The organism is Microbacterium schleiferi, from assembly GCF_020781975.1.
GTDB lineage: Bacteria > Actinomycetota > Actinomycetes > Actinomycetales > Microbacteriaceae > Microbacterium.
Window position 1 is genome coordinate 97,484 of the sequence record NZ_JAJGNI010000002.1, and the last position, 21,923, is coordinate 119,406.

Below are 21,923 nucleotides of genomic sequence, written 5' to 3' on the forward strand. Positions count from 1 at the left end.
GCCAATCACATCGCCAAGCCCCTAACCCTTAGACCGCATCGAGAACCGGGGAATCATGACAAAGCGCGCACTCATCACTGGAATTACAGGACAGGACGGTTCGTACCTCGCGGAACTCCTGCTCTCGAAGGGCTACGAAGTGCACGGCATTATCCGCCGAGCCTCGACGTTCAACACGCATCGGATCGACCACCTCTACACCGACCCCCACAACCCCGATGCGAAGCTCTTCCTGCACTACGGCGACCTGAGCGACGGAGCACGGCTCGTCACACTGCTCATGGAGATCGAGCCCGACGAGGTCTACAACCTGGCGGCTCAGTCACACGTGCGCGTATCCTTCGATGAACCCGAGCACACCGCCGACACCACAGGGACCGGCACGATCCGTCTCCTCGAGGCGGTCCGTATGGCTGGCATCCGTCCTCGGTTCTACCAGGCATCCACTTCCGAGCTTTACGGCGCAACCCCGCCGCCGCAGTCCGAAACAACGCCGTTCTACCCGCGGTCCCCTTACGCAGCGGCAAAGCTTTACAGCTTCTGGATCACGAAGAACTACCGCGAGGCATACGACATGTTCGCGGTGAACGGCATCCTTTTCAACCACGAATCCCCCCGCCGTGGTGAGACCTTCGTGACCCGCAAGATCACGCGCGCCGTCGCCCGCATCAAGGCAGGACTCCAGAAGGACATCTACCTCGGCAACCTCGACTCCATCCGCGACTGGGGCTATGCCGCCGAGTACGTCGAAGGAATGTGGCGGATGCTGCAGGTCGACGAGCCCGAGGACTTCGTACTCGCCACGGGTGTCGGCTACACCATCAAGGACTTCCTCGAGACCGCCTTCGGTCACGTTGGACTCGACTGGCAGGAGTACGTCAAGTTCGACGAGCGCTACCTGCGCCCGACCGAAGTCGACGCGCTGATCGGCGACCCGACGAAGGCAGGCGAGAAACTCGGCTGGACTCCCACGATCGATGGGAAGGAACTGGCCAAGTTGATGGTTGATGCCGACGTGGAAGCACTGGAAAAGGGCGCCGACTGGATCGACACCGTCAAGCTCGCGTCGTGGGGGACGAAGTGATGCGTTTCGCCTCGCTTCGCTCGCTCAACGACCGGACGGGGCTTCGCTCGTTCAACGGCCGGGGAATGGCTTACTGATGGGGACTGCGGTGGACGGAGTCCAGTACGCGCCGGGGGAACTCGACCGCGACGCGACGTTCTACGTCGCGGGGCACCGAGGGCTCGTTGGGTCCGCGATCTGGCGCAAGCTTGAGGCATCCGGGTTCGAGAACATCGTCGGCAAGACATCAGCCGAACTCGACCTCAAGGATCGGGATGCGGTGTTCGGGTACATGAGCGAGGTTAAGCCGAAGTACGTCGTGCTTGCAGCTGCGAAGGTTGGCGGCATCCTGGCGAACTCCACCTACCCGGTCGATTTCTTGAGCGACAACATGCGCATTCAGACCAATGTGCTGGATGCCGCGCTCGCGAACGATGTGGAGCGCGTGCTGTTCCTTGGGTCGTCGTGCATCTATCCGAAGCTCGCCGAGCAGCCCATCCGCGAGGACTCGCTGCTCACCGGGCATCTCGAGCCGACCAATGACGCGTATGCGATCGCGAAGATCGCGGGCATCCTGCACACGCAGGCCGTGCGCCGTCAGTATGGCCTACCGTGGATCTCGGCCATGCCCACCAACCTCTATGGGCCGAACGACAACTTTTCGCCGAAGGGGTCGCACGTGCTGCCGGCGCTGATCCGCCGGTATGACGAGGCAGCCAAGTCGGGCGCGGCAACCGTGACCAACTGGGGCACGGGCACACCGCGCCGTGAGTTCTTGCACGCCGATGACATGGCGGACGCGTGCCTCCATCTGATGGAGCACTACGACGGGCCTGACCAGGTCAACGTCGGCACAGGTTCAGATATCACGATCCGCGAGATCTCGGAGACGATCGCATCCGTCACGGGCTTTGACGGTGAGACGGAGTGGGACACTTCTAAACCCGATGGCACACCGCAGAAGCTGCTGGATGTCTCCAAGCTCGCCGAGGCAGGCTGGACAGCTCAGATCTCCCTGGAAGAAGGCCTCGAGCGCACTGTGGCTTGGTATCACGATCACGTCGAGTCGATCCGCGAGTAGACGTGTTCCGGCACATTGTGCTCTTCCGGGTGCACGACGATGCTTCCGATGCCGAGCTAGAACAGGCGGTTTCGGCTTTACGGGGACTCGGCGACGAGGCCGAGGCTGTGTCGTGGAACGTTGAAGTCTCGCTGGACTCACGCAAGGGTCGGGTGATCGTCGAAGACACGACCTTCGCGGATGCCGCAGCCTTCGACCGCTTCCGCGCGCATCCGGCACACATCGCTATCGCTGACCAGATGGCGCGGATCTCGGACTGGTGGGTCGGTGAGTATCACACGCGCGACAACTGAGCGAAACACAGGAGTGGTATCTTCACCTCCGGGTGGAATCGGGACCACGACGAAGGGCACTCTGTGACGGCTGACGTTCAGCACGGCACGAATGCAACGGGGCATCGCGCACACGGCGAAGAAACTTCCGCGGGGCCGCGCCCCGTAACGACCTCAACAGGTTCGGTCGTCATCCCTGCGAGGCGTGCCGACGCGAGGTGGCAGCTGCTCTTCAGCCGACGCTTGTGGATCAGTGACGCCGTCGTGCTCATCTGGGTCGTGTTCGGCACTCAGATCTTCTGGTTCGGCACAGGCAACGCCGAACTCGCGCTTCTGCAAGACCACCGCTTCAGCGATGTTTCCTACTGGGCGCTTTCCACGATTCTTGTCGTGGTGTGGTTCTGGGCGCTCTCGCTCGCCGACTCGCGAAGCCACCGTGTCATCGGGGCCGGAAGCGCAGAATACATCCGAATTGTGGACTCGAGCGTCCGGCTGTTCGGGGTGATCGCGATCATCGCGTTCCTCTTCCAGATCAACATCGCCCGCGGCTTCCTCTTGATCAGCCTGCCCCTCGGTGTCGCCGTGCTCATTCTCGTGCGGTGGCTGTGGCGGCAGTGGCTGATTGCCAAGCGCCGGAGCGGTGCCTATATGCACCGCGTCCTTCTGGTCGGCTCGGAGAGCTCCGTGGCGCAGATCGCGCACGAGCTGCAGCGCACGCCCCGCGCTGGCTACCTCGTCGCCGGCGCATGCGTGCCGAGCGGCAAGGTCGGTGACACGATCTCGGGAACCACGATCCCGATCATGGGCAACGTCAACGCCGTCGAGAGGGCGCTGCTGGCGACCGGCGCCGACACCGTTGCGGTCACGAGCGCCGACGATCTTCCGCCCGCGAAGGTCAAGCAGATTTCGTGGGGACTCGAGGCAGGCAAGCAGCACCTCGTGATCGCCCCCAGCATCGCCGACATCGCCGGCCCACGCATCCACATTCGTCCCGTATCGGGCCTCCCCTTGATTCACGTCGAGACGCCTCGGTTTTCGCTCGGTCAGCGGGTCACGAAGCGAGCCTTCGATCTCGTCGCATCTGTTCTGGGCGTCATTGTCATCAGCCCACTCCTACTTCTGCTGACCGTGGCAATCATGCTGACCTCGCCCGGGCCCGTACTGTTCCGTCAGGAGCGAGTCGGGCGCGGCGGCAAGACGTTCAAGATGATCAAGTTCCGTTCGATGGTGCCCAACGCCGAACAACTGCTCGAGAGGCTGCTGCAAGAGCAACGCGACTCGGGCAACGAGGTGCTGTTCAAGATGAAGAACGATCCGCGCGTGACACGCGTCGGACGTTTCATGCGCAAGTACAGCCTCGACGAGCTGCCGCAGCTGTTCAATGTCATCGGTGGGTCGATGTCGCTCGTCGGGCCGCGACCGCCGCTACCCCGTGAGGTCGAGCAGTACGCCGAGCACGTCCACCGCCGATTCCTGATGAAGCCCGGTATCACCGGCCTCTGGCAGGTCAGTGGTCGATCGTCTCTGTCATGGGACGAGAGCGTTCGTCTCGACCTTTCTTATGTCGAGAACTGGACGCTCGTGGGAGATCTCACCATCCTGCTCAAGACGGCCCGGGCCGCGCTTGCGCCAGGCGAGACGGCTCACTGACGGGCGACGATTCCGAGCTTCGCGAACAGGTGCTCGCAGCCGGGCCAGACATCTGCGGGGATGGATTCACTGGTGAACCAGGCGAAGTCGAGAGCTTCATTTCGTGGAGACGGGTCGCCTGTGAGTTCGGCAAGAAACGCCATACCGATCGAGTGCTTTCTTTCGTCACGGCCGAACGGCGTTCCATCGGTCGGGGCATCGGCCGCCGGGAACGACTGGTAGGTGTAGACGGGCTGCGGATCGATTGAAAGGTCGAGACCGGCGTCGAGGGCGTCGTTGGCGTGGCGCTGAAGAGCCTGAGCGATCGTCTCCCCCCGCTGAATGCGGCCACCCAGGTGACACCAGACCTCGCCGTACGGTGAGTGACGCAGAATCAGACCGTACTCGCGCGCACCGTCGGGGGCGGTGCGCGTCGCGACGAAGTCGACGCATGCGATCGGCATCGACTGCTCGATCTGGCGATACAGGTCATCGGGCAGGTAGGCCATGACTTCATTGTCTCGCGACCGCTCTCGAGTTTCACGGCGCCCATGCGTCACTTTCACGTCACATACGCCCCCTAGGCTTGGCGCGTGAAGCTTTCTGTCATCGGATGCGGATACCTCGGAGCCGTCCACGCAGCGGCCATGGCCTCCATCGGACACGAGGTCGTCGGTATCGACGTAGACCAGCGCAAGATCGATGCCCTCTCGAAAGGTGAAGCTCCGTTCTTCGAGCCCGGACTGCCTGAGATTCTTGCCGAAGGTGTGGCATCCGGTCGCCTGCGCTTCACGACCGACATGGCCGAAGCTCGCGGCGCGAAGGTGCACTTCATTGGCGTCGGCACCCCTCAGCAGCGGGACGGATACGGCGCCGACCTCACCTACGTGAACGCGGCTGTCGATGGGCTCATCCCCTACCTCAGCGAGGGCGACATCGTCGCGGGCAAGTCGACGGTTCCCGTCGGCACCGCAGCTGAGCTGACGCCTCGCGTTGAAGCCGCAGGCGCGACGCTCGTGTGGAACCCCGAGTTCCTGCGCGAAGGCTGGGCCGTACAAGACACAATCGATCCCGACAGGCTCGTCGTGGGCGTTCCGTCAACGGATGTTGGAACCGCCGCTGTCGATATCCTGAAAGAGGTGTACGCGCCGCCGGTCGCGAAGGGCACGCCGTTCATCGTCACCGACCTCGCCACCGCTGAACTCGTGAAGGTTTCGGCCAACGCGTTCCTGGCGACCAAGATCTCGTTCATCAACGCGATGGCTGAGATCGCCGAGGCCGTCGGCGCTGACGTCACGCAGCTCGCCGACGCGATCGGTCATGACGACCGGATCGGGCGCAAGTTCCTCGGCGCAGGAATCGGTTTCGGTGGCGGATGCCTCCCCAAAGACATCCGCGCCTTCTCCGCCCGCGCCGAAGAACTCGGCCGCGGCGAATCGATCGCGTTCCTGCGCCAGATCGACGAGATCAACATGCGGCGTCGCGACCGGGCGGTGCAGCTCGTGGTCGACGGACTTGGCGGATCCGTGTTCAAGAAGAACGTCACCGTACTCGGTGCCGCGTTCAAGCCGCACAGTGACGACATCCGCGACTCCCCCGCACTCGACGTCGCCGTGCGCCTGCACGGCCTCGGCGCATGGGTCACGGTCACTGACCCCGAGGCGATCGCGAACGCTCAGGCGAAGCATCCGCAGCTCAACTACGTCGCCGACCGCGACGAAGCCCTGCGCGCAGCCGACGCCGTGGTTGTCGTCACCGAGTGGGACGAGTACCGTCGGCAGATGCCGCCCGAGCACGTCTCGACCCTCACCGAGGGACGCGTGATCGTCGACGGACGCAACTGCCTGGATGCCGCCGCCTGGCGCGCCGCCGGCTGGACCTACTACGGCATGGGGCGCCCGTAGATCAGATTCCTCCACAGCACACCGCGAGGCCCGACTGTGCACGACTGTGACCCACGCCACCGCCTAGACGGTTCGTCCTGGCATCCTGGGCGCCGCTGCGGGCCAGCGCGCGTGCCGAACACCGGGTCCAATCACCGGTGTTCTCATGTGCTACAGCGCGCTACACTGCTCGCCATGGACATCGTGAGCCACCGGGAGCTGCGCAACCGCAGCGGCGAGATCCTGCGCCGGGTTGAAGCTGGCGAGACCATACAGATCAGCAACCGTGGCAAGGTCATTGCACTCCTGACACCCCTTACCTCCCGGGGCCTCGAAGCCCTCGTGTCTGAGGGGGGTGCGAGGCGAGCTACCGCAGCGGTATCGACGCTCTCCGGCATCCGTCGAGCCGCATCTGCGCGGGATACAACCGAGATCATCCGCTACACCCGGGGCAGCTGGTGACCGTCACCTACCTCGACACCTCAGCCGCGATGAAGCTGCTCATCGACGAGGCAGAATCCGACGCACTCCTCCACGAACTGACCACCACAGCGCGCGATCTGGTCGCCTCATGGCTCCTGCACGCCGAGTTGCACTGCGCTGCCGGACGAAACCCCAGCCTGATCGAATTTGACGCCATCACCACTGTGCTCGACGCAGTGACGCTGATCGACGTCACGCGCGGCGACCTTCTCTCAGCGGGGACGCATGCACCGTTGCGCCCGAACGACGCGATTCACCTAGCGACTGCTCTTCGCGTGGGCGTCGACGAGGTGCTCACCTACGACGGGGAGCTTTCGGCCGCAGCCAAACGGTCGGGGCTGCGCGTGCTCGCACCGGCCTAGAGCCGCACTTCCGCTCCCCAGGCGGTTCTCGCGCGGGGACGTCTGCCAGGTGCGGCACCATTCGTCCGCGCGAGGGCGAAGCGATGGCATCCTGAATCGCGATACCGCACACTAGGAGGGTGACCATCGTGACCGAACCGCAGAGCTGGGTGCTCATCGGCATCTTCGCGACCATCATGCTCGGCGGGCTCACGCTGTCTACGAACCTCATCATGCGCACAGTGACCGCCAGCATCTCGGGCGTCGAGGGCCGGCTCGAGGGGAAGATCGATGGCCTTCGTGCTGAGATGAACGCCCGCTTCGACGCGATGGGAACCCGCATCGACCACCTCGACCGCGACATCTCCGCCCTCAGCCGCCGCGTCTGGGGCGAGCCCTCCGGCGAGTAGGCATCCGTCGCGATCCACCACGGGGCGCGTCGGTCAGAGATTCGAAGCGGCCGTCCACGCCGTCGAGGAGGTGCTCGCGGGCCGTTGCACCAACGACGCTCTGGGCGACGGGGCGCACGCTGTCGTGAGGGCAACATGTGCGGAGCGGAGCGGGTCGAGCAGGCAATCGCAGGCCTCGATGTCACCGACGAACTCGATCGGCTCGCGACGAATGTCCGTGAGCGTGCCTTCACGCCACGGGAGTTCACGGACTGACGAAGCCGGGATCCGATATTCGTATTTTTGTTCTATTGAGCTTCGAGTCGAACCATCATGCACTCGCATGTAGATCAATTTCTGAGGGTTTTCCACAGGCGCGCCCCTCTGGGACTCAATGTCGGAGGGTGATGTCATAATTAGTACATGCTTTCGAACGGGGTTATCGAGTTCAGCGAGGCGCAGACCGCCGAGCTGACCTCGATCGTCGCTGCCGTTCAGCAGGCGGATGCGGCGCTTGCCGCCGCCGAAGCCGCCCGCGTCCGCGCTCTCGCTCGCGCGGGCGAACTGGCGCGCGAACTCGCGGCGGGCAAGCCGTCCCGGGTGCGCGAGCACGACATGGCGCTTCGCAGCATCGCCGCCACGATCGGAGTGCCGGCGCGCGTGTCCGATCGGTCGATGCAACGCCAGATCGGCGACGCTGAACGGCTCGCCGAGCGCTACCCCGGCACCCTCGAAGCCCGCGCTCAAGGTGAGATCACCCGCCAGCACGTGTACGCGATTCAGGATGCTGCCGCCGACCTCCCCGATGAAGTCATCCCCGCCTTCGAAGCCGAGGCACTCGATCGGTGCCGGCGCGACACCGTCGGTCGGGTGAAAGCTGAGCTCGAAATCCTCGCCCAGCGGATGCATCCCCGCAGCTTCGTCGAACGACACGCCTCCGCGCGCGAACGCCGCGACATCACCACCCGCGCGCTGCCCGACGGGATGTCATCGCTACTCCTGGTCGCGCCCACCCCGGTCATCGCGGGCATCGACGACCGCATGAACCAGATGACCACCGTTGTCATCGACGTGCGCAACGCCGCGAAGGCTGCAGTCGGTTCTCCGGCAGACGATGACGCCCGAATTCCGGCTGACATCCTCGCCACCGACATCCGCACCCGGGCTCAGATCCGCGCCGATATCGCCGCCGACATCCTTCTCACCGGATCCCCCTTCGCCGACCCCACCATCACCGGCGACGGACCCGGCACACTCGGCGCGATCCGCGCGAAGATCCAGGTCGTCGTTCCAGCCCTCAGCCTCCTCAAGCCCGACGGCGACGAGAACGGCCACGCAGAGCCCGCTGACCTCGTCGGCTACTCCCCCATCGACGCCGAAACCGCCCGCGCCATCGCCGAAGCCTGCGACACCTGGTGGGAACGCCTCGTCACCCACCCCGTCACCGGTCAGGTGCTCCACACCAACGGCTACCAGCGCACCGCCGCGATCGACCGCCACCTGAGGGCCCGCGACCGCCACTGCCGGTTCCCCGGATGCCGCCTCCCCGCCATCCGCTGCGAAGTCGACCACACGATCGATCACGCGCTCGGCGGCAAAACGGATGTCTGCAACCTCGCCCACCTCTGTCAAAGACATCATTCGATGAAACAGTTCGCCGGCTGGAAAGTCAGACAGCTCGAGGGCGGCATCCTCGAATGGACCTCACCGGTCGGAACCACCTACACCGACTATCCACCCACGCCCGGGGTCCACTTCGCGCCCGACCCATACGTCGCGGACGATCCACTACCCCCGGATGCCGCACCCGCCGACGCCTCCGACGCACCGTTCTGACACACCTCACGCGCCGACACTCCGCGCTGCCCACCCGGCGTACCGCGCCTCCCGGAGCCACGTGCCGACGCGCCGTGCCCGCACCCCCGCGCTGCCCACCCGGCTCACGTGCCCTGAAGCACCCGCCCGTGGACCGCACTGAGACCCGGTCCGACTCACCCCGCGCACCGCTCCTCCCCAGCGCCGCCCAGTTCGCCGAACAGTCCCAGGCCGCCCGCGCCAGCGATCGGCGGCGCGAGAACCTTGGCATCCTGAAGTGACCTGCCGCACACTGGAAAGGTGACCACCGTGACCGAACCACAGAGCTGGGTGCTCATCGGCCTCTTCGCCACGCTCATGCTCGGCGGCATGACCGTCATGACAACCCTCCTCACCCGCACCATGACCGCATCCATCAACGGACTACGCGGCGAGATGAACGGCCGCTTCGACGGACTCCGCGGCGAAATGGATGCATCGATCAGCGGACTGCGCGCAGAAATGAACGGACTCCGCGGCGAGATGAACGCCCGGTTCGATGCGATGGGCACCCGCATCGACCATCTCGACAAAGACATCGCCGCACTCAGCCGCCGCGTCTGGGGCGAACCCTCGGGCGAGTGACCCCGAAGCCTCCACGTCACAGTCTGTCCTTCGACGACCGCAGGGTCACCCCAGCGCACCCACAACGGCCGGCATCTCGCCACTCGAAGACGTTCTCGTGGCGCGCAATAGCGTCGACGCCGTAACCTACCCGAGGGGGTATCTGGATGGCTCGAAGCGGCACCAAGATCGACCGCGGTCAGTGGGTAGCGAAGCTTGGGATGCTCACCGGCGCCGCTCTGCTGGCCGCGGGACTGCTCACAGCACCACCGGCACAGGCCGCAACCGACGACGGCATCCCGCCGACGGTGATCATCCTCGACGCTTCCGGTTCGATGATCCGCGAAACCTCGCCGGGGGTCACACGGATGGATGTCGCCAAGCAAGCCACCATCGCGGCCCTGGAGGCCCTCTCCCAGAACGCAGAAGTCGGCCTCCTCGTCTTCGGGACAGGCACAGGCAACTCGGATGCCGAGCGCGCATCGGGGTGCCAAGACGTCAAGACCCTCTCTTCCCTTCAGCCGATGGACCTCGGCTCGCTCCGGGCGTCCGTCAACGGCGTCACCCAATCCGGTTTCACCCCTATCGGGCCGGCATTGGGTGTTGCGATGTCGATGCTCCCACCCGGCCAACCCGGAAATATCGTGCTGATCTCCGACGGCGTCGACACGTGCGCACCACCGACCTCGTGCGACGTCGCAGCCGACCTGCACCGCGAGAATCCGCTTGTGAACATCAACGTCGTGGCATTCGGCGTCGACCAAGACGAAGAGGCGCAGCAGCAGATGACGTGCATCGGCGGCGTCGGAGGCGGAACAGCGGTCGCTGCATCCAACCCTGACGAACTCTTCGCCCGACTGAAAGCGGCAACCCTCAACGACGCGACAGTGCTCAGCGCGCGCGGATTCCACGGCGTGCAGCTGGGCATGACCTTCTCGGAAGTCCGCAGCAACGTCGACGACATCCGAATCATCGAGTCCACGCTGCGTAACGGCGTGCGAATCATCGTGATCGACTGCGGGTGGGGAACTGTCGAGCTGCACGATGATCGGGTCTACGCGATCACCCCCGCCGATGAGACAACAGTCACCGCGGAACGCTTCGGCCCGGGAAGCTCACGTGCATCCCTCGAAGCAACCTATGGCGCTCCCGTCGCAAGCGACGATGAAGCGCCGGGCACAGCCATCTATCGAGCCCAGCCGGGCAGCCCGGTCGGCTACCGGGTCACATACGATCCCACGACCGACACGGTGCGAACCATCGTCGTCTGCCGATGCATCATCGGGTCATCCTCGGTGATCGACGCCGGCCTGTGGCAGATCGACTTCGACGGCATCGGCCCGCTCACCCTCGGCATGACCGAATCCGAAGCGTCCGCCGCGGCGCCCGACCTCACGAAGATCCGAGACGGCGAGTGGCAAATCCTCGAGATCGGACTGTCAGCCGTCTTCCACGACGGCACGCTGTGGTCGATCTCCGTGTCACGGGCCCCGTCCAGCTTCGGAGAGAGCATTTCGGGCGCGTTCCTCCCCAACGCCCGCGGCATCCGCCTCGGCAACCTCAGCGGAAACCTCGGAGCCGTGTTCCCCGGCGGGATGTACCGGTCGTACGTCGTCGCAGGCTGGACGCAGTACCTGGTCGCCGATCGCTCCGGGCATCTCATCACGTTCACCGCCGACGGCGCCTCCGTCTACGGTGACGAATCGATTGAGAACACGATGCCGGGCCTTGAACTCACCGGCGTCACGGTCGAGGATGCCGCTCGCACCCTCTCCGCGGCTACCCACGCCGAGATCTTCGGCTGATCAGCGTAGCGCCGGCAGATCAGCGCAACGCCATCTGATCAGCGAGTGCCACGAACGCCTCGTCGCGCTGCTCAACGACCGCGGCGACGATCTTCGAGAGCTCCGACGCCTCGGAGAACCGGTCATCCCACACGACGCTGACCGTGGTCACGGTGTTTCCCTCGAGGCTGAGCAGCTCGAGCGTGTCGTCGCCCGATTCCGGTGGCATCTCGCCGCCCTCGGTTCGGCGAACAGCGACCAGGGATTCTGTCCCTGCGGGCACGTCGAGCGACTCAATGAAAACTCGACCATACTCCGCCTCATCAGGGCCGAGAATCGCGAAGTCCGCACACGAGTCGATGGTCTCGCTATATCCGCCGAAGTAGTGCTCGGCTTCGTCATCCGTCGGGAACCCGCGGACCGCGACTGCGCCGTTGTCCCACGAAGCGGTGCGCAGCCCCACGACGGCCCAGTCATCGCCCCAGAACCACATGGAACACTCCTCAGGCCCCGTGTGCACGCCCTCGCCCTCACCGATACCGCCGAGCTCGGCGCCGCGGGAGACTGAACCCACACCCGGGAACAACACTCGCAACTGGCTATCCTCCGGCAGGAACCACTCCAGCTCGTCGCCGACGTAGACCTCAGGCCCGTCGAGCTCGGGTCGTTCCGCATCCGCCGCCGTTCCGGCATCCAAGGGCGACCCCACCCCATTGCCCAACACACCCGACGCCATGAGCCCCCACACCCCACCACCGACTGCGATGACAGCTACCGCTCCCGCCGCGATCCCGATCCAGACGCCAGGACGAAGGCCCGAGCCACCCGCATCTTCAGCGGGTGACGATGCGGACGCGCTGTCTGTCTCCGCCGCAGCACCCGTCGCAGCGACCGATCGAGCCCACAATGCGAGTTCGTCATAGCACTGAGGATGAGACGCGATCTGCAGCGCGAACTCCGGATACTCACCGGCAATTCGAGCGAGAGTCTCGGCATCCGTATCGGCTGAATGGAGCGCCTGCCACGCGACTGTGCGATCCATCAGCCGTCCTCCCCCACGATGCCCTCACCCTATCGTCGCGTTGCGACTACCGCGTCCCACACGGCTTCCGCAACCTCACGCTTCGACCCCGAAGCCTCCGCTGCGACCTCGCCCGACCGATCGATCACGACGACCTCATTGTCGGCCGACTCGAACCCGCGAGCCCAGCCAACCTCGTTCACCACGAGCAGATCGACATCCTTGCGCTCCCGCTTACGCTTGGCCCGCTCCAACAACTCATCCCCCGACGAGGTCTCTGCCGCGAACGCCACCACCGTCTGTCCCGACAGCCTGCCGGCTGCCAACGCCGCCACGATGTCGGGATTCTCGACGAGCTCCAGCGTCAGACGATCGCCCTGGGCTTCCTTCGTGAGCTTCGCCTTCGCCACCTCGGCGGGCCGATAGTCGGCAACCGCCGCCGCCATCACGACGACATCCGCAGCGGATGCCGCCTCCGTCACGGCATCCTGCATCTCCAGCGCCGTCCCCACCGACACGACCTTCACGCCATCGCCCACCCCACCGAGCACCTCACCGTCGATGTGCGCGGCGACGAGCGTCACCTCCGCACCCCGGTCAGCGGCAGCTGCCGCGAGCGCGACACCCTGCCGCCCGCTCGACCGATTGCCGAGGAACCGCACCGGATCCAGCGGCTCCCGCGTCCCACCCGCCGACACGACAACCCGCAGCCCGGCAAGATCCTGAACCCGACGCGGCCCCGCCGCCGCAGCGACCACGGCGAGCGCAGCATCCGCGATCTCATCCGGCTCACTCATCCGCCCCGGCCCCGAATCGCCACCGGCCAACGGCCCATCAGCCGGCCCGACCACGTGCACGCCACGAGACCGCAGCACCCGCATGTTCTCTTGCGTCGCCGAATGCCGCCACATCTCCGTGTGCATCGCAGGCGCCACAACGACCGGCGCGGTCGTCGCGAGCAGCGTCGTCCCCAGCAGATCGTCGGCGAGCCCGGCAGCCATCTTCGCCAGCGTGTTCGCGGTGGCCGGCGCGACGATCACGAGATCGGCCCGCTGCCCGAGCGACACGTGCCGCACCGTCGCGACATCCTCATGCACCGATGTCGTGACGGGATTGCGACTGATTGCCTCCCACGTCGGCTGCCCGACGAACCGCAGCGCGTCCTCGGTCGGCACGACGTGCACCTCATGGCCCTCGCCGATCAGGCGCCTGACCAGATGTACCGTCTTGTATGCGGCGATTCCGCCCGTGACCCCGACGACAACGAACACGCGGCCAGTCTTCCACGACTTGAGCAGGAACCCCCATGTGCACTGTGATCATCGATGTCCCGACCGACCCGGGCACACCCGTGCGCCTCCTCGCGATCCGCGACGAAGACCCCACCCGCCCGTGGAACCCGCTCGGACACTGGTGGCCGCAGCACCCGTCGATCCTCGGCGTGCAAGACGTCCGCGCCGGCGGCGCGTGGCTGGCAGCGGATGCCGACACCCACCGCCTGGCCGTCCTCCTCAACCGCGCCGGCGGCGACGACCTGCCCGACTCCGCCGTCGTCTCGCGAGGAACCCTCCCCCTCGACTCGGTCCTCGGCACCTCACCCGGCGAGCACCCCGCAATGCGCGGCTTCAACCTGCTCGAGGTCGACGCCACCTCCGCACACGTCATCTCGTGGGACGGCGCCAACCGCCGCGAGACACAGATCGAAGCCGGCATCCACATGATCGCCCACGACGACGTCGACGACCCGGCCACCGCCCGCATCTCGCACTGGCTCGAACACTTCCGCCTCGCCGAGCCCGAATCGGGCGAGCGCTGGTATCGGCCCTGGCTAGAGGTGCTCGAACGCAGCACCGACCTCGGCCCCGTCGATGAACGAGCGATCATTCGCGACAACCGCCCCCTCGGCTATCCCACCCTGTCGCTCCTCGTCTGCGCAGCATCCGTGGGACTGGACGGGATCGACGTGAGCTACGCCGAACTTCCCGCACCCGGCGAGTGGGGCCACCTCGACCTGCACGCTCCGCGGAGCTAGAGCCCCCAACCCGGGGGATAGCCCCCTGACGCGGCGTCCGGCACCGACCTAGAGTGGGGCACGGAACTCGCGAACGGGAGGACACCCATGTCGACACCAGAGCAGCCGTCAGCCGGCTGGTACCCCGACCCGTCTACCCCCGGCATCCTGCGCTTCTGGGACGGCACCGCCTGGACAGCGCACACGTCAGCGCCCAACGCAGCGTCCAACCCAGTGGCGCAGCCGCCAGCAGCTCCCGCCGCCGCACCCGAACCACGCAAGAGCCCCGGCGTCGACACGAACACCGTCTGGATCTGGCTCATCGTGCTGCTGCCGCTGGTCTCGACGCTGGCCGCTCTCCTCGTGCCGTGGCGCTCGATGTTCACGATGCACGGCTGGATGGCGATCAACTCCTACTCGCAACCCGGGACCCCGCCCCAGATCCACAACTTCATGCAGCCGTTCGACATCTTCTTCTCGCCGTGGTGGTGGGGGATCATGCTCCTCGGCTGGGCGGTCTACGGCTTCAGCGTCTGGTTCGCGTACCTCGACCACCGCGAACTCCGTAACCGCGGCATCGACCGCCCGTTCCCCTGGCCATGGATGTTCCTCTCGCTCGTCTACCCCATCGGACGGATCGTCGTCACGATCCGCCGCACCGGCACCGGCTGGGGACCCCTGTGGGGCCTCATCGCCACCCAGGTCGTCGGCATCATCGTCGCGGTCGTCATCTCGGCCCAGATCACCCTCGCAACCTTCCAGTTCCTCAGCACGATCGCCCGCTACGGCGGCTACTCGGGCTGAGGCACCTCTCTCTCGCAAACCCACGGTGTCGCGCCGGTGAACGACCGGCGTGTGCAAGGCTGGGTGAGTGCGCTCCACGGGTGAGCCACGACCGTGGCATGAGAGTTACCGCACACGACTGCTGATCAGCGACGCCGTCGTTCTGGTGTGGGTCGTTTACGGTACCCAGATCGTGTGGTTCGGCACCGGCAACGCCCAGCTCTCACTCCTGCGAGACCTGCGCTTCACCGCCGTGTCGTACTGGTTGACCTCCGCGATCCTCGTCGCCCTGTGGCTGCTCGCCCTGAGCCTGGCCGACACCCGAACGCCCGGCGTCGTCGGCACCGGCATGACCGAATACGTCCGCGTCATCGACTCCTCCCTCGTCCTGTTCGGGGTCATCGCGATCGTCGCATTCCTCTTCCGCGTCGACATCGCCCGCGGCTACCTGCTCATCAGCCTGCCCGCCGGCATCCTGCTGCTCCTGCTCGTCAGATGGCTGTGGCGCCAGTGGCTCGTCGCCAAACGACGCGTCGGAAAGTGCGCCTCCGGCGTCATCCTCATCGGATCGCCGGCATCAGTCGCCCAGGTCGGCCACGAACTGCAGCAGCGCCGCGACACCGGCTACCTCGTCGTCGGAGCCTGCCTCCCGCCCGACGACCACGAAGCAGGCATCCCGACGACGGATGCCGACATCCCCGTCCTCGGCACCTTCGACGACCTCACCCGCGTCCTCGCCGACACCGGCGCCGACACCGTGCTGGTCACCAGCAGCGACGCTCTCCCGCCCGAGAAGGTCAAGCAGATCTCGTGGAGCCTCGAAGCCGGCCGCCAGCACCTGCTGCTCGCACCCGGCATCGCCGACGTCGCAGGACCCCGCATCCACACCCGACCCGTCTCGGGCCTGCCCCTCGTCCACGTCGAGACACCGCGGTTCTCGCCCGGCCAACGCTTCGGCAAGCGCATGTCCGACCTCATCGTGTCGCTTGTCGCCGTCGTCGTGATCAGCCCACTTCTCGGCATCCTCGCTGTCGCCGTGAAGCTCTCGTCGCCGGGCCCCGTCTGCGTCCGCGAAACCCGCATCGGCTATCACGGCCGCCCGTTCACGATGCTCGCGTTCCGCACGGCTCGCGAGGACGACGACGGCACCGTGCCGACGGCCCTCGGCGGGTGGATGCACCGCCACACCCTCGACGACCTTCCGCAACTGTTCAACGTCATCGGCGGAACCATGTCGCTCGTCGGCCCCCGCCCACCCCTGCCGGGCGAAGTCGAGACCTACACCGACGCCTCACTGCGTCGGTTCCTGGTCAAACCAGGCATCACGGGCCTGTCGCAGATCAGTGGCCGCGAGAACCTCGCGTGGGAGGACGCCGTGCGCCTCGACCTCTCCTACGTCGAGAACTGGAGCCTCGCCGGCGACGTCGCGATCGTCATCAAGTCGGCCAAGGCAGCGCTCCTCGGCCGCGCAGCCCGCTAGAGCGCCGTAAATCCCTCAGTTCAGTAGCAGCGCATACGTGATCCAATACGCCGCGAGACCCAGTGCGACAAGACCGATGCCGGCCAGCACGATCCGCCCCACCGTCCACTTCTTCTCAGCTGGCTGATTCTGTGCAGGCTGCTCGCTCACGGTTCCTCCTCGACGGTCCACATGCCACGCGGGCGCGTGCGCCTGGCCGACGTTACCCACCGGACGTGGCACATTAATGCCATTGGCCATAACGCGCCTCAAGGAGGACCGATGACCGACAAACGAGCTCTCATCGTGCTCGCCGCTGCCCTCCACGACCCGGGCGCCGACCCGGCCACACTCGCGACCAGGCTGAGCCTCGACGAGGCGGACTTGCGAGAACAACTCGCACTCCTCGAGCGCCGCGGACTCCTCAGAGTCACCGGCGACACCATCGCTCACCGACGACCCGACTTCACGGTAGCCACCGCCATCCAGCAGATCATCGACGACGGCGTGCGCGAACTCACGGATGCCGCAGCCGCCGCGCATGCCCTGGCTGCCAGCATCCCGGAGCTCCTCCAGGCCTGGAATGCCGGCGAGACGGGTGACGGAACCGGAACCTCGACACCGCCCACCACGGTTCAGGGCACCTGGGCGCTGGCCGACATGTGGCGCGCACAGTCCTCACGCCGGGCGCCCCGATCAGCACAGCTGTGCATCCCTTCGACGCAGATCCTGCGCGACGCCGGCCTCGACTACGCCGAAACGCTCTGGGCCGCCAGGCCACTCGACGGCGAGAGCCGCATCCGCGTCATCCTCTCCGACGAAGACGCCCTCGATCCCATCAACCGGTGGCACCTCGATAACGAACTGGCAGCAGGCACCTGGATCCGAACCCACCCGTCGCCGCCCAGCTTCTTCTGGATCATCGACGATGACACCGTCACCCTCCCCTCTGTTTGGGGTGATCCCCATCCGACCCGCGTGCTCGCCACGAGCGCGCAAGAAGTCGTCTCTCTCGCATCCTGGGTCTTCGAGAAACTGTGGGGCGAGGCAACCGCTGTCGACCAGAGCGACGAGCCGTGGGCGCCGATGCTCGCCCTGATGAGCCGGGGCATGACCGTCGAGGCCGCCGCTCACACGCTGGGCCTGAGCCCTCGAACCGGCAGGCGCCGCGTGGACCAGGCGATGCGCCACTTCGGCGTGACCGGCCAGTTCGCGCTCGGCGCCGTCTGGGGCGCACAACAGGCAGGGCGCGGATGACCGCCCGGGTCGCCTTAGCCGAGGAGGCAGCCGCACCACAAGCCCTGCGCCACCCCGCCTCCATTCGCTAGGGTCGGTCGGGACCGCCGACCTGGGAGGCCCCGTGACCGAAACACGACGTGACAGTTTCGCCGGCGCAATGCGCGAAGCGCAGCGACCGACCGGGCCGCTTGTCGGCTCGATCGTCGCGGTGGTCCTGTTCGCGTCGGTCATGGCCACCAGCATCCTGCTCGCCCTCATCCCCGGCATCACAGCCCTCGGCCTCACCAACATCAGCAGCCTGGCCTTTCTGTCGGTCTGGATCCTGCTGTGGGTCTGGCTGCGATTCAAGGAACGGCGGGCATTCGCGAGTATCGGCTTCCGTTCCCCCTCCCGCGCCCCGCTGCAGATCGCGCGAGGAGCCGCGATCGCACTCGGCGCGATGTCCCTCGCCGTCGCCGTGGCAGTCCTCACCGGCAACATGGAGTTCCTCCAGACTCCCGACGGCAGCTACGCCGCCTGGACCGCACTCGGATGGGTGATCTTCGCGTTAGTCGGGTTCTCGATCCAGAGCGGCGCCGAAGAGCTCATCTCCCGCGGGTACCTCATCCAGTCCTGGATGCCGCGCTTCGGCATCCTCGCCGCGATGATCGCCCAGACCGTCTTCTTCACGCTCGCGCACTCCCTCAACACGGGGATGAACATCCTCTCGGTCCTCTCGCTCATTCTCGTCTCCCTGCTGCTCGGGTTCTGGGCGCTCAGCGAAGGCGGCCTCTGGGGGGTCATCGCGTTCCACGCCGTGTGGAACTGGGCACAGAACAGCCTCTTCGGCATCCCGGTGTCGGGCATCCCCGCAGAGAACTCGCTCTTGGCGGTCGTCGAGACGACGGATGCCAACCCCCTCGTCTCGGGCGGCCTGTTCGGCCTGGAGGCCAGCCTCACCACGGTCGTGATGCTCGCGATCATGGCCGCTGCCACCATCGCGTACTGGGCTCGCGGTCGTAACAGTCGCACCGCCTAACCCGGCGAAACGACGTCGTCCGACGTAGCTTTCACGTCCGGAATCGTCCGGAAACGACGCAAAAGCCGGGGATCTCTCGTGCGCTAGATGAGAGTTCGCACAGTTTGTCGTGCCGCACTACGCGGATCGCAGACAATAGTGGTCAACCCGAGAGCGTGCAACATGGCTCACCCTGACTCAGCACCAGGTTCGAACATGGACAGTAATTCACTCATCACCCTCATGATCGGCTTCGGCGTCGTTGCCGTGCTGGGACTCGTCGTGGGCTGGGCGATGTGGGAGAGCAACAAAGCAGAAGCGACCTCCGATCGTCATGAGCCCGCACAGCGCATGCCGCGGTACCCCGACATGAGCACCCCCGCTGTCACGACGGGCACGGTCCGCACCGTAACCGCGCCGCGAAACACTGTCGGCACGCCGATGTCGCATCCCTACACGGCACCCACCGCGGCGTACCAGCAGCAGCCGCAGGCACCTCAGTTCACTGCTCCCCCGGTTACCGCGCCCCCTGTCACCGCGCCGCCTGCCACCGCGCCACAGGCACCGCGGGTCGACGAGGGCACCATCGAGTACGTCTTCGCCCCCAACCCGTCAGCGCAACCGGTCACCGTGGCAAGCGCCGCCTTCGGCCCCGCTCCGACCGCGCTCGCGCCCACGCCGGCTCCGGAGCAGCAACCTCCCTCCCCTCCCGTGGATGAGCCCATCCCGGCAGCATCCCTGAGCCCGGAGGCCGCACCGACCCCCGACCCGCCGCAACAGGCGGCGGGCGTCCCCCAGCAGCCCTACGTCGCGCCGCCGCGCGCGCCGCAGAAGTCGGTCTTCCGTCTCGGCCGCGTGCTCTGGGTCGACGACGATCCCGACAGCCACGTCCCCGACGTCGTCGCCCTGCACCGCATGGGCCTCACCGTCACCGTCGCGCGGCACTGCGAAGCTGCGCTGGCATACCTCGCAGCAGAGAAGTACCTCCTAGTCGTCACCGACTGCGGCCGCGAGGGCGACGTGATGACCGCCGCGGACTTCATCCGCACGGTACGCCGCAACTATCCGGGGGTCCCGACGATTGCGTACGCCCCCGGCACCATCGTGACCGGACCCGGTGCACCCGAGCTGCCTCACGACCAGGTGGTCACCACCCCGGGAGAGCTTCCGAGCGTGGTCGGTAGGCTGCTCGGCCGCTGACCCACCTGCCCGCGCGGCGGATTATGGCATCCGGGACGCGCAGTTGACAATCCCCCGGCACGAAGTCGCGAACCGTGCCATTCTCATCGTGGCAAGACCGCGCGCTGAGTGTTTCGGGTCACTCATCCGCCGCGAAGGTACGCGTCTCGCGTACAGCCCCCGGCTCGACAGCCCCCCAGATCGAGCCGGGGGCTTTGCCGTTAGCGGACCGCTGCAGTGACCGTCGTCAGGTGGTCAAGCACCTGGGTGCTGACCGACCCGAGAAGGAACCGGGCCAGCCCGGTACGCCCGTGCGTCCCGACGACGGCAAGACGAGCGGATGCCGCCACTTCCGTGATCACGGCAGCGGGGTCCCCCTCGTCGACGTGCACGACGATCTCGAGGTTCGGGTGGTCCTTTCGCACCTCATCGGCCATCGACTGCGCGAACGCCTCGGTTGTGCCCTGCAGATCAGTGAGGTACATGTCGGGGTACGGGGCGATATCGCCGGTGTAGACGACAGGCATCCACGTCGACACGACGGTCAGCGGCTCGGCGAATCGTGCGGCCTCGGCGGCGGCGAACGCCAGAGCCGCGTGCGAAACCTCCGAACCATCGACGCCGACAACCACGCCCGTGCGTCCGGTCGTGTCGATGTCGGGCACGACGACGACGGGGCAGTGCGCTCCTGCCACGATTCGCGTCCCGTGCGGCCCGCGGTGCTTGTCGGTGCCGCCGGTGTGATCACTGCCGATCACGAGAAGCCCGGCATCCGCTGACGCCTCGACGAGCTCCTTCGTCGGGTTTCCGTTCGTCACCCGAACCGCAACATCGATGCCGCGGGCAGACAGGCTCGCCGCCTCGTTACGAAGAAAGGCCTCTTCGTAGTCCACGGCGCGCTGCACGACCTCCTGTTCACCGACAGCACCCACGGCGCCGCCGATCACCGAGAACAGTTCCAGGCGAGCACCGGTGCTCACCGCGCGCTCGACAGCCCACTCGATGGCGCGCCGCGAGCCAGGCTTGCTCGTCGCACCCACAACGATCGTCGCGGAAGTTCCGGGGGAGGATGGCTCGCCGTTCGCAGCATTCTCGGTCATGCCCTCACCCTATTCATGCGAGTTGTCCCTCGTCCACGCGAGTTGTCCCTCATCCAGGCGAGTTGTCCTTCATCCAGGCGAGTTGTCCTTCATCCACGCGAGTTGTCCTTCATCCAGGCGAGTTGTCCTTCCCACGCCCGAGTTGTCCCCGCGCACCGCACGACCGACCGGGCATACTGACCTCATGCAGATCGACACCGGCTTCGTGACGCTCGCCCTCGGCTTCGTCGGGGTGATCATCGTGATGGCTCTCGTGGGCGTCATCCTCTGGATCCGCCGCACCTCCACCGTCCGCGTCCCGGCCCAGCGACTCTCGACGATCGAGATCACCCTCGCACCCGAAGACCGCGAAGCGGTCGCGACGCAGCTGCGCGAAGCCCATGCAGCCCGCGGCCAGGGCCCCGGCGTCACACCGAAGCTCCCCGAGCGCGTGCACCCGGGACGCGTGCTGTGGGTCGACGACGACCCCGACACGAGCATGTCCGAGACCATCGCGCTGCAAAAGCTCGGCACCACCGTCACCAAGACGAATCACGCGGATGCCGCTCTGGCCTACCTGTCGGCTGACACCTACACCGCGCTGGTGTTCGGCATCGTCCCCGACAGTGACCTTGCCGCGATCGAAGCGTTCGTCTCGCGAGCCCGCACGAGCCAGCCGGGTATCGTCACGCTGGGGTACGCCGCGCCTGGCGTCGTTCCGGATGCCGGGGACTTCACGCTCGTTCGCGATCCGAGCGAACTCGTGGCCGCCGTCATCGCGCCGCTCACCATCGCCTGATCCGTCGGCGCGG

At 66.4% G+C, this 21,923-nt stretch carries 24 protein-coding genes; 19 read left to right on the forward strand and 5 right to left on the reverse strand.

Annotation, left to right across the window (positions count from 1 at the left end):
* The first annotated feature begins 55 nt into the window (after positions 1 to 55).
* From gmd to LL236_RS02735, 4 genes are all read left to right on the forward strand, one after another.
* The gene (gmd, locus tag LL236_RS02720) at positions 56 to 1,084 is read left to right on the forward strand and encodes a GDP-mannose 4,6-dehydratase (protein ID WP_228177266.1); all 1,029 of its coding nucleotides are present in this window, start codon (positions 56 to 58) and stop codon (positions 1,082 to 1,084) included.
* Positions 1,085 to 1,160: 76 nt separating this feature from the next.
* Positions 1,161 to 2,144, forward strand: a complete 984-nt coding sequence (locus tag LL236_RS02725) for a GDP-L-fucose synthase family protein (protein ID WP_228177268.1) — start codon at positions 1,161 to 1,163, stop codon at positions 2,142 to 2,144.
* Between the two features lie 2 nt (positions 2,145 to 2,146).
* The gene (locus LL236_RS02730) at positions 2,147 to 2,437 is read left to right on the forward strand and encodes a Dabb family protein (protein WP_228177269.1); all 291 of its coding nucleotides are present in this window, start codon (positions 2,147 to 2,149) and stop codon (positions 2,435 to 2,437) included.
* 63 nt (positions 2,438 to 2,500) lie between these two features.
* Positions 2,501 to 4,066, forward strand: a complete 1,566-nt coding sequence (locus tag LL236_RS02735; protein WP_308017238.1) for a sugar transferase — start codon at positions 2,501 to 2,503, stop codon at positions 4,064 to 4,066.
* Here LL236_RS02735 and LL236_RS02740 read toward each other — a convergent pair.
* Positions 4,060 to 4,554: a DUF4916 domain-containing protein gene (locus LL236_RS02740; protein ID WP_228177270.1), complete on the reverse strand. Its 495-nt coding sequence runs from the start codon at positions 4,552 to 4,554 to the stop codon at positions 4,060 to 4,062. The two genes, LL236_RS02735 and LL236_RS02740, sit on opposite strands and share 7 nt — an antisense overlap.
* 84 nt (positions 4,555 to 4,638) lie before the next feature.
* Here LL236_RS02740 and LL236_RS02745 point away from each other — a divergent pair, with 84 nt between their 5' ends.
* The 8 genes from LL236_RS02745 to LL236_RS02775 all read left to right on the forward strand — a co-directional run bounded on the left by LL236_RS02745 (position 4,639) and on the right by LL236_RS02775 (position 11,364).
* Entirely contained in the window at positions 4,639 to 5,949 is a 1,311-nt protein-coding gene (locus LL236_RS02745) for a UDP-glucose dehydrogenase family protein (protein ID WP_228177271.1), read from the forward strand.
* 174 nt (positions 5,950 to 6,123) lie between these two features.
* Entirely contained in the window at positions 6,124 to 6,390 is a 267-nt protein-coding gene (locus tag LL236_RS02750; RefSeq protein WP_228177272.1) for a type II toxin-antitoxin system Phd/YefM family antitoxin, read from the forward strand.
* Positions 6,387 to 6,773: a type II toxin-antitoxin system VapC family toxin gene (locus LL236_RS02755; protein ID WP_228177273.1), complete on the forward strand. Its 387-nt coding sequence runs from the start codon at positions 6,387 to 6,389 to the stop codon at positions 6,771 to 6,773. The genes LL236_RS02750 and LL236_RS02755 overlap by 4 nt, the downstream gene beginning before the upstream one ends.
* A 119-nt stretch (positions 6,774 to 6,892) precedes the next feature.
* Positions 6,893 to 7,162: a heat shock factor-binding 1 family protein gene (locus LL236_RS02760; protein WP_228177274.1), complete on the forward strand. Its 270-nt coding sequence runs from the start codon at positions 6,893 to 6,895 to the stop codon at positions 7,160 to 7,162.
* 402 nt (positions 7,163 to 7,564) lie between these two features.
* The gene (locus tag LL236_RS02765) at positions 7,565 to 8,977 is read left to right on the forward strand and encodes an HNH endonuclease (protein WP_228177275.1); all 1,413 of its coding nucleotides are present in this window, start codon (positions 7,565 to 7,567) and stop codon (positions 8,975 to 8,977) included.
* Positions 8,978 to 9,105: 128 nt separating this feature from the next.
* A complete protein-coding gene (locus LL236_RS14775) occupies positions 9,106 to 9,237 on the forward strand; it encodes a hypothetical protein (protein ID WP_267189478.1) in 132 nt (43 codons plus the stop codon).
* A gap of 28 nt (positions 9,238 to 9,265) precedes the next feature.
* On the forward strand, positions 9,266 to 9,580 hold the full coding sequence (locus LL236_RS02770; RefSeq protein ID WP_228177276.1) for a hypothetical protein: 315 nt from the start codon (positions 9,266 to 9,268) through the stop codon (positions 9,578 to 9,580).
* 146 nt (positions 9,581 to 9,726) lie between these two features.
* Complete coding sequence (locus LL236_RS02775; protein WP_228177277.1) at positions 9,727 to 11,364, forward strand: VWA domain-containing protein; 1,638 nt, start codon at positions 9,727 to 9,729, stop codon at positions 11,362 to 11,364.
* A 19-nt stretch (positions 11,365 to 11,383) separates the two neighbouring features.
* Here the strand turns inward: LL236_RS02775 and LL236_RS02780 are convergent, their stop codons facing one another.
* Together LL236_RS02780 and coaBC are read right to left on the reverse strand one after the other, a co-directional pair.
* Positions 11,384 to 12,385, reverse strand: coding sequence for a variant leucine-rich repeat-containing protein (locus LL236_RS02780; RefSeq protein ID WP_228177278.1), 1,002 nt, complete (start codon positions 12,383 to 12,385; stop codon positions 11,384 to 11,386).
* A gap of 29 nt (positions 12,386 to 12,414) precedes the next feature.
* A complete protein-coding gene (gene coaBC, locus LL236_RS02785; RefSeq protein ID WP_228177279.1) occupies positions 12,415 to 13,635 on the reverse strand; it encodes a bifunctional phosphopantothenoylcysteine decarboxylase/phosphopantothenate--cysteine ligase CoaBC in 1,221 nt (406 codons plus the stop codon).
* A gap of 35 nt (positions 13,636 to 13,670) precedes the next feature.
* Between coaBC and LL236_RS02790 the strand changes: the two genes are divergently transcribed.
* The 3 genes from LL236_RS02790 (at position 13,671) to LL236_RS02800 (ending at position 16,638) form a co-directional block, all read left to right on the forward strand.
* A complete protein-coding gene (locus tag LL236_RS02790; protein ID WP_228177280.1) occupies positions 13,671 to 14,396 on the forward strand; it encodes an NRDE family protein in 726 nt (241 codons plus the stop codon).
* 87 nt (positions 14,397 to 14,483) lie between these two features.
* On the forward strand, positions 14,484 to 15,179 hold the full coding sequence (locus tag LL236_RS02795; RefSeq protein ID WP_228177281.1) for a DUF2510 domain-containing protein: 696 nt from the start codon (positions 14,484 to 14,486) through the stop codon (positions 15,177 to 15,179).
* 67 nt (positions 15,180 to 15,246) lie between these two features.
* Positions 15,247 to 16,638, forward strand: a complete 1,392-nt coding sequence (locus tag LL236_RS02800) for a sugar transferase (RefSeq protein WP_228177282.1) — start codon at positions 15,247 to 15,249, stop codon at positions 16,636 to 16,638.
* 15 nt (positions 16,639 to 16,653) lie between these two features.
* Here LL236_RS02800 and LL236_RS14780 read toward each other — a convergent pair whose 3' ends face one another.
* A complete protein-coding gene (locus LL236_RS14780) occupies positions 16,654 to 16,788 on the reverse strand; it encodes a hypothetical protein (RefSeq protein WP_267189479.1) in 135 nt (44 codons plus the stop codon).
* A 111-nt stretch (positions 16,789 to 16,899) separates the two neighbouring features.
* On the opposite strand from LL236_RS14780, the gene LL236_RS02805 reads away from it, so the two are divergent.
* The 3 genes from LL236_RS02805 (at position 16,900) to LL236_RS02815 (ending at position 20,053) form a co-directional block, all read left to right on the forward strand.
* Complete coding sequence (locus LL236_RS02805) at positions 16,900 to 17,874, forward strand: hypothetical protein (protein ID WP_228177283.1); 975 nt, start codon at positions 16,900 to 16,902, stop codon at positions 17,872 to 17,874.
* A gap of 103 nt (positions 17,875 to 17,977) precedes the next feature.
* Entirely contained in the window at positions 17,978 to 18,874 is an 897-nt protein-coding gene (locus LL236_RS14965; protein ID WP_228177284.1) for a CPBP family intramembrane glutamic endopeptidase, read from the forward strand.
* A 195-nt stretch (positions 18,875 to 19,069) separates the two neighbouring features.
* On the forward strand, positions 19,070 to 20,053 hold the full coding sequence (locus LL236_RS02815; RefSeq protein ID WP_228177520.1) for a hypothetical protein: 984 nt from the start codon (positions 19,070 to 19,072) through the stop codon (positions 20,051 to 20,053).
* Positions 20,054 to 20,253: 200 nt separating this feature from the next.
* Here the strand turns inward: LL236_RS02815 and LL236_RS02820 are convergent, their stop codons facing one another.
* Entirely contained in the window at positions 20,254 to 21,132 is an 879-nt protein-coding gene (locus LL236_RS02820; protein WP_228177285.1) for a universal stress protein, read from the reverse strand.
* Positions 21,133 to 21,316: 184 nt separating this feature from the next.
* Here LL236_RS02820 and LL236_RS02825 point away from each other — a divergent pair, with 184 nt between their 5' ends.
* Positions 21,317 to 21,910, forward strand: a complete 594-nt coding sequence (locus LL236_RS02825) for a hypothetical protein (protein WP_228177286.1) — start codon at positions 21,317 to 21,319, stop codon at positions 21,908 to 21,910.
* Positions 21,911 to 21,923 lie beyond the last annotated feature (13 nt).

Bases quoted from the DNA above. Each gene is read 5' to 3' on its own strand.
- LL236_RS02795 (WP_228177281.1), top strand. From the start codon at position 14,484: ATGTCGACACCAGAGCAGCCGTCAGCCGGCTGGTACCCCGACCCGTCT.
- LL236_RS02825 (WP_228177286.1), top strand. From the start codon at position 21,317: ATGCAGATCGACACCGGCTTCGTGACGCTCGCCCTCGGCTTCGTCGGG.
- LL236_RS02815 (WP_228177520.1), top strand. From the start codon at position 19,070: ATGGACAGTAATTCACTCATCACCCTCATGATCGGCTTCGGCGTCGTT.
- LL236_RS02780 (WP_228177278.1), bottom strand. From the start codon at position 12,385: ATGGATCGCACAGTCGCGTGGCAGGCGCTCCATTCAGCCGATACGGAT.
- LL236_RS02790 (WP_228177280.1), top strand. From the start codon at position 13,671: ATGTGCACTGTGATCATCGATGTCCCGACCGACCCGGGCACACCCGTG.
- LL236_RS02820 (WP_228177285.1), bottom strand. From the start codon at position 21,132: ATGACCGAGAATGCTGCGAACGGCGAGCCATCCTCCCCCGGAACTTCC.
- LL236_RS02775 (WP_228177277.1), top strand. From the start codon at position 9,727: ATGGCTCGAAGCGGCACCAAGATCGACCGCGGTCAGTGGGTAGCGAAG.
- LL236_RS02740 (WP_228177270.1), bottom strand. From the start codon at position 4,554: ATGGCCTACCTGCCCGATGACCTGTATCGCCAGATCGAGCAGTCGATG.
- LL236_RS02805 (WP_228177283.1), top strand. From the start codon at position 16,900: ATGACCGACAAACGAGCTCTCATCGTGCTCGCCGCTGCCCTCCACGAC.
- LL236_RS02725 (WP_228177268.1), top strand. From the start codon at position 1,161: ATGGGGACTGCGGTGGACGGAGTCCAGTACGCGCCGGGGGAACTCGAC.
- gmd (WP_228177266.1), top strand. From the start codon at position 56: ATGACAAAGCGCGCACTCATCACTGGAATTACAGGACAGGACGGTTCG.
- LL236_RS02750 (WP_228177272.1), top strand. From the start codon at position 6,124: ATGGACATCGTGAGCCACCGGGAGCTGCGCAACCGCAGCGGCGAGATC.
- LL236_RS02765 (WP_228177275.1), top strand. From the start codon at position 7,565: ATGCTTTCGAACGGGGTTATCGAGTTCAGCGAGGCGCAGACCGCCGAG.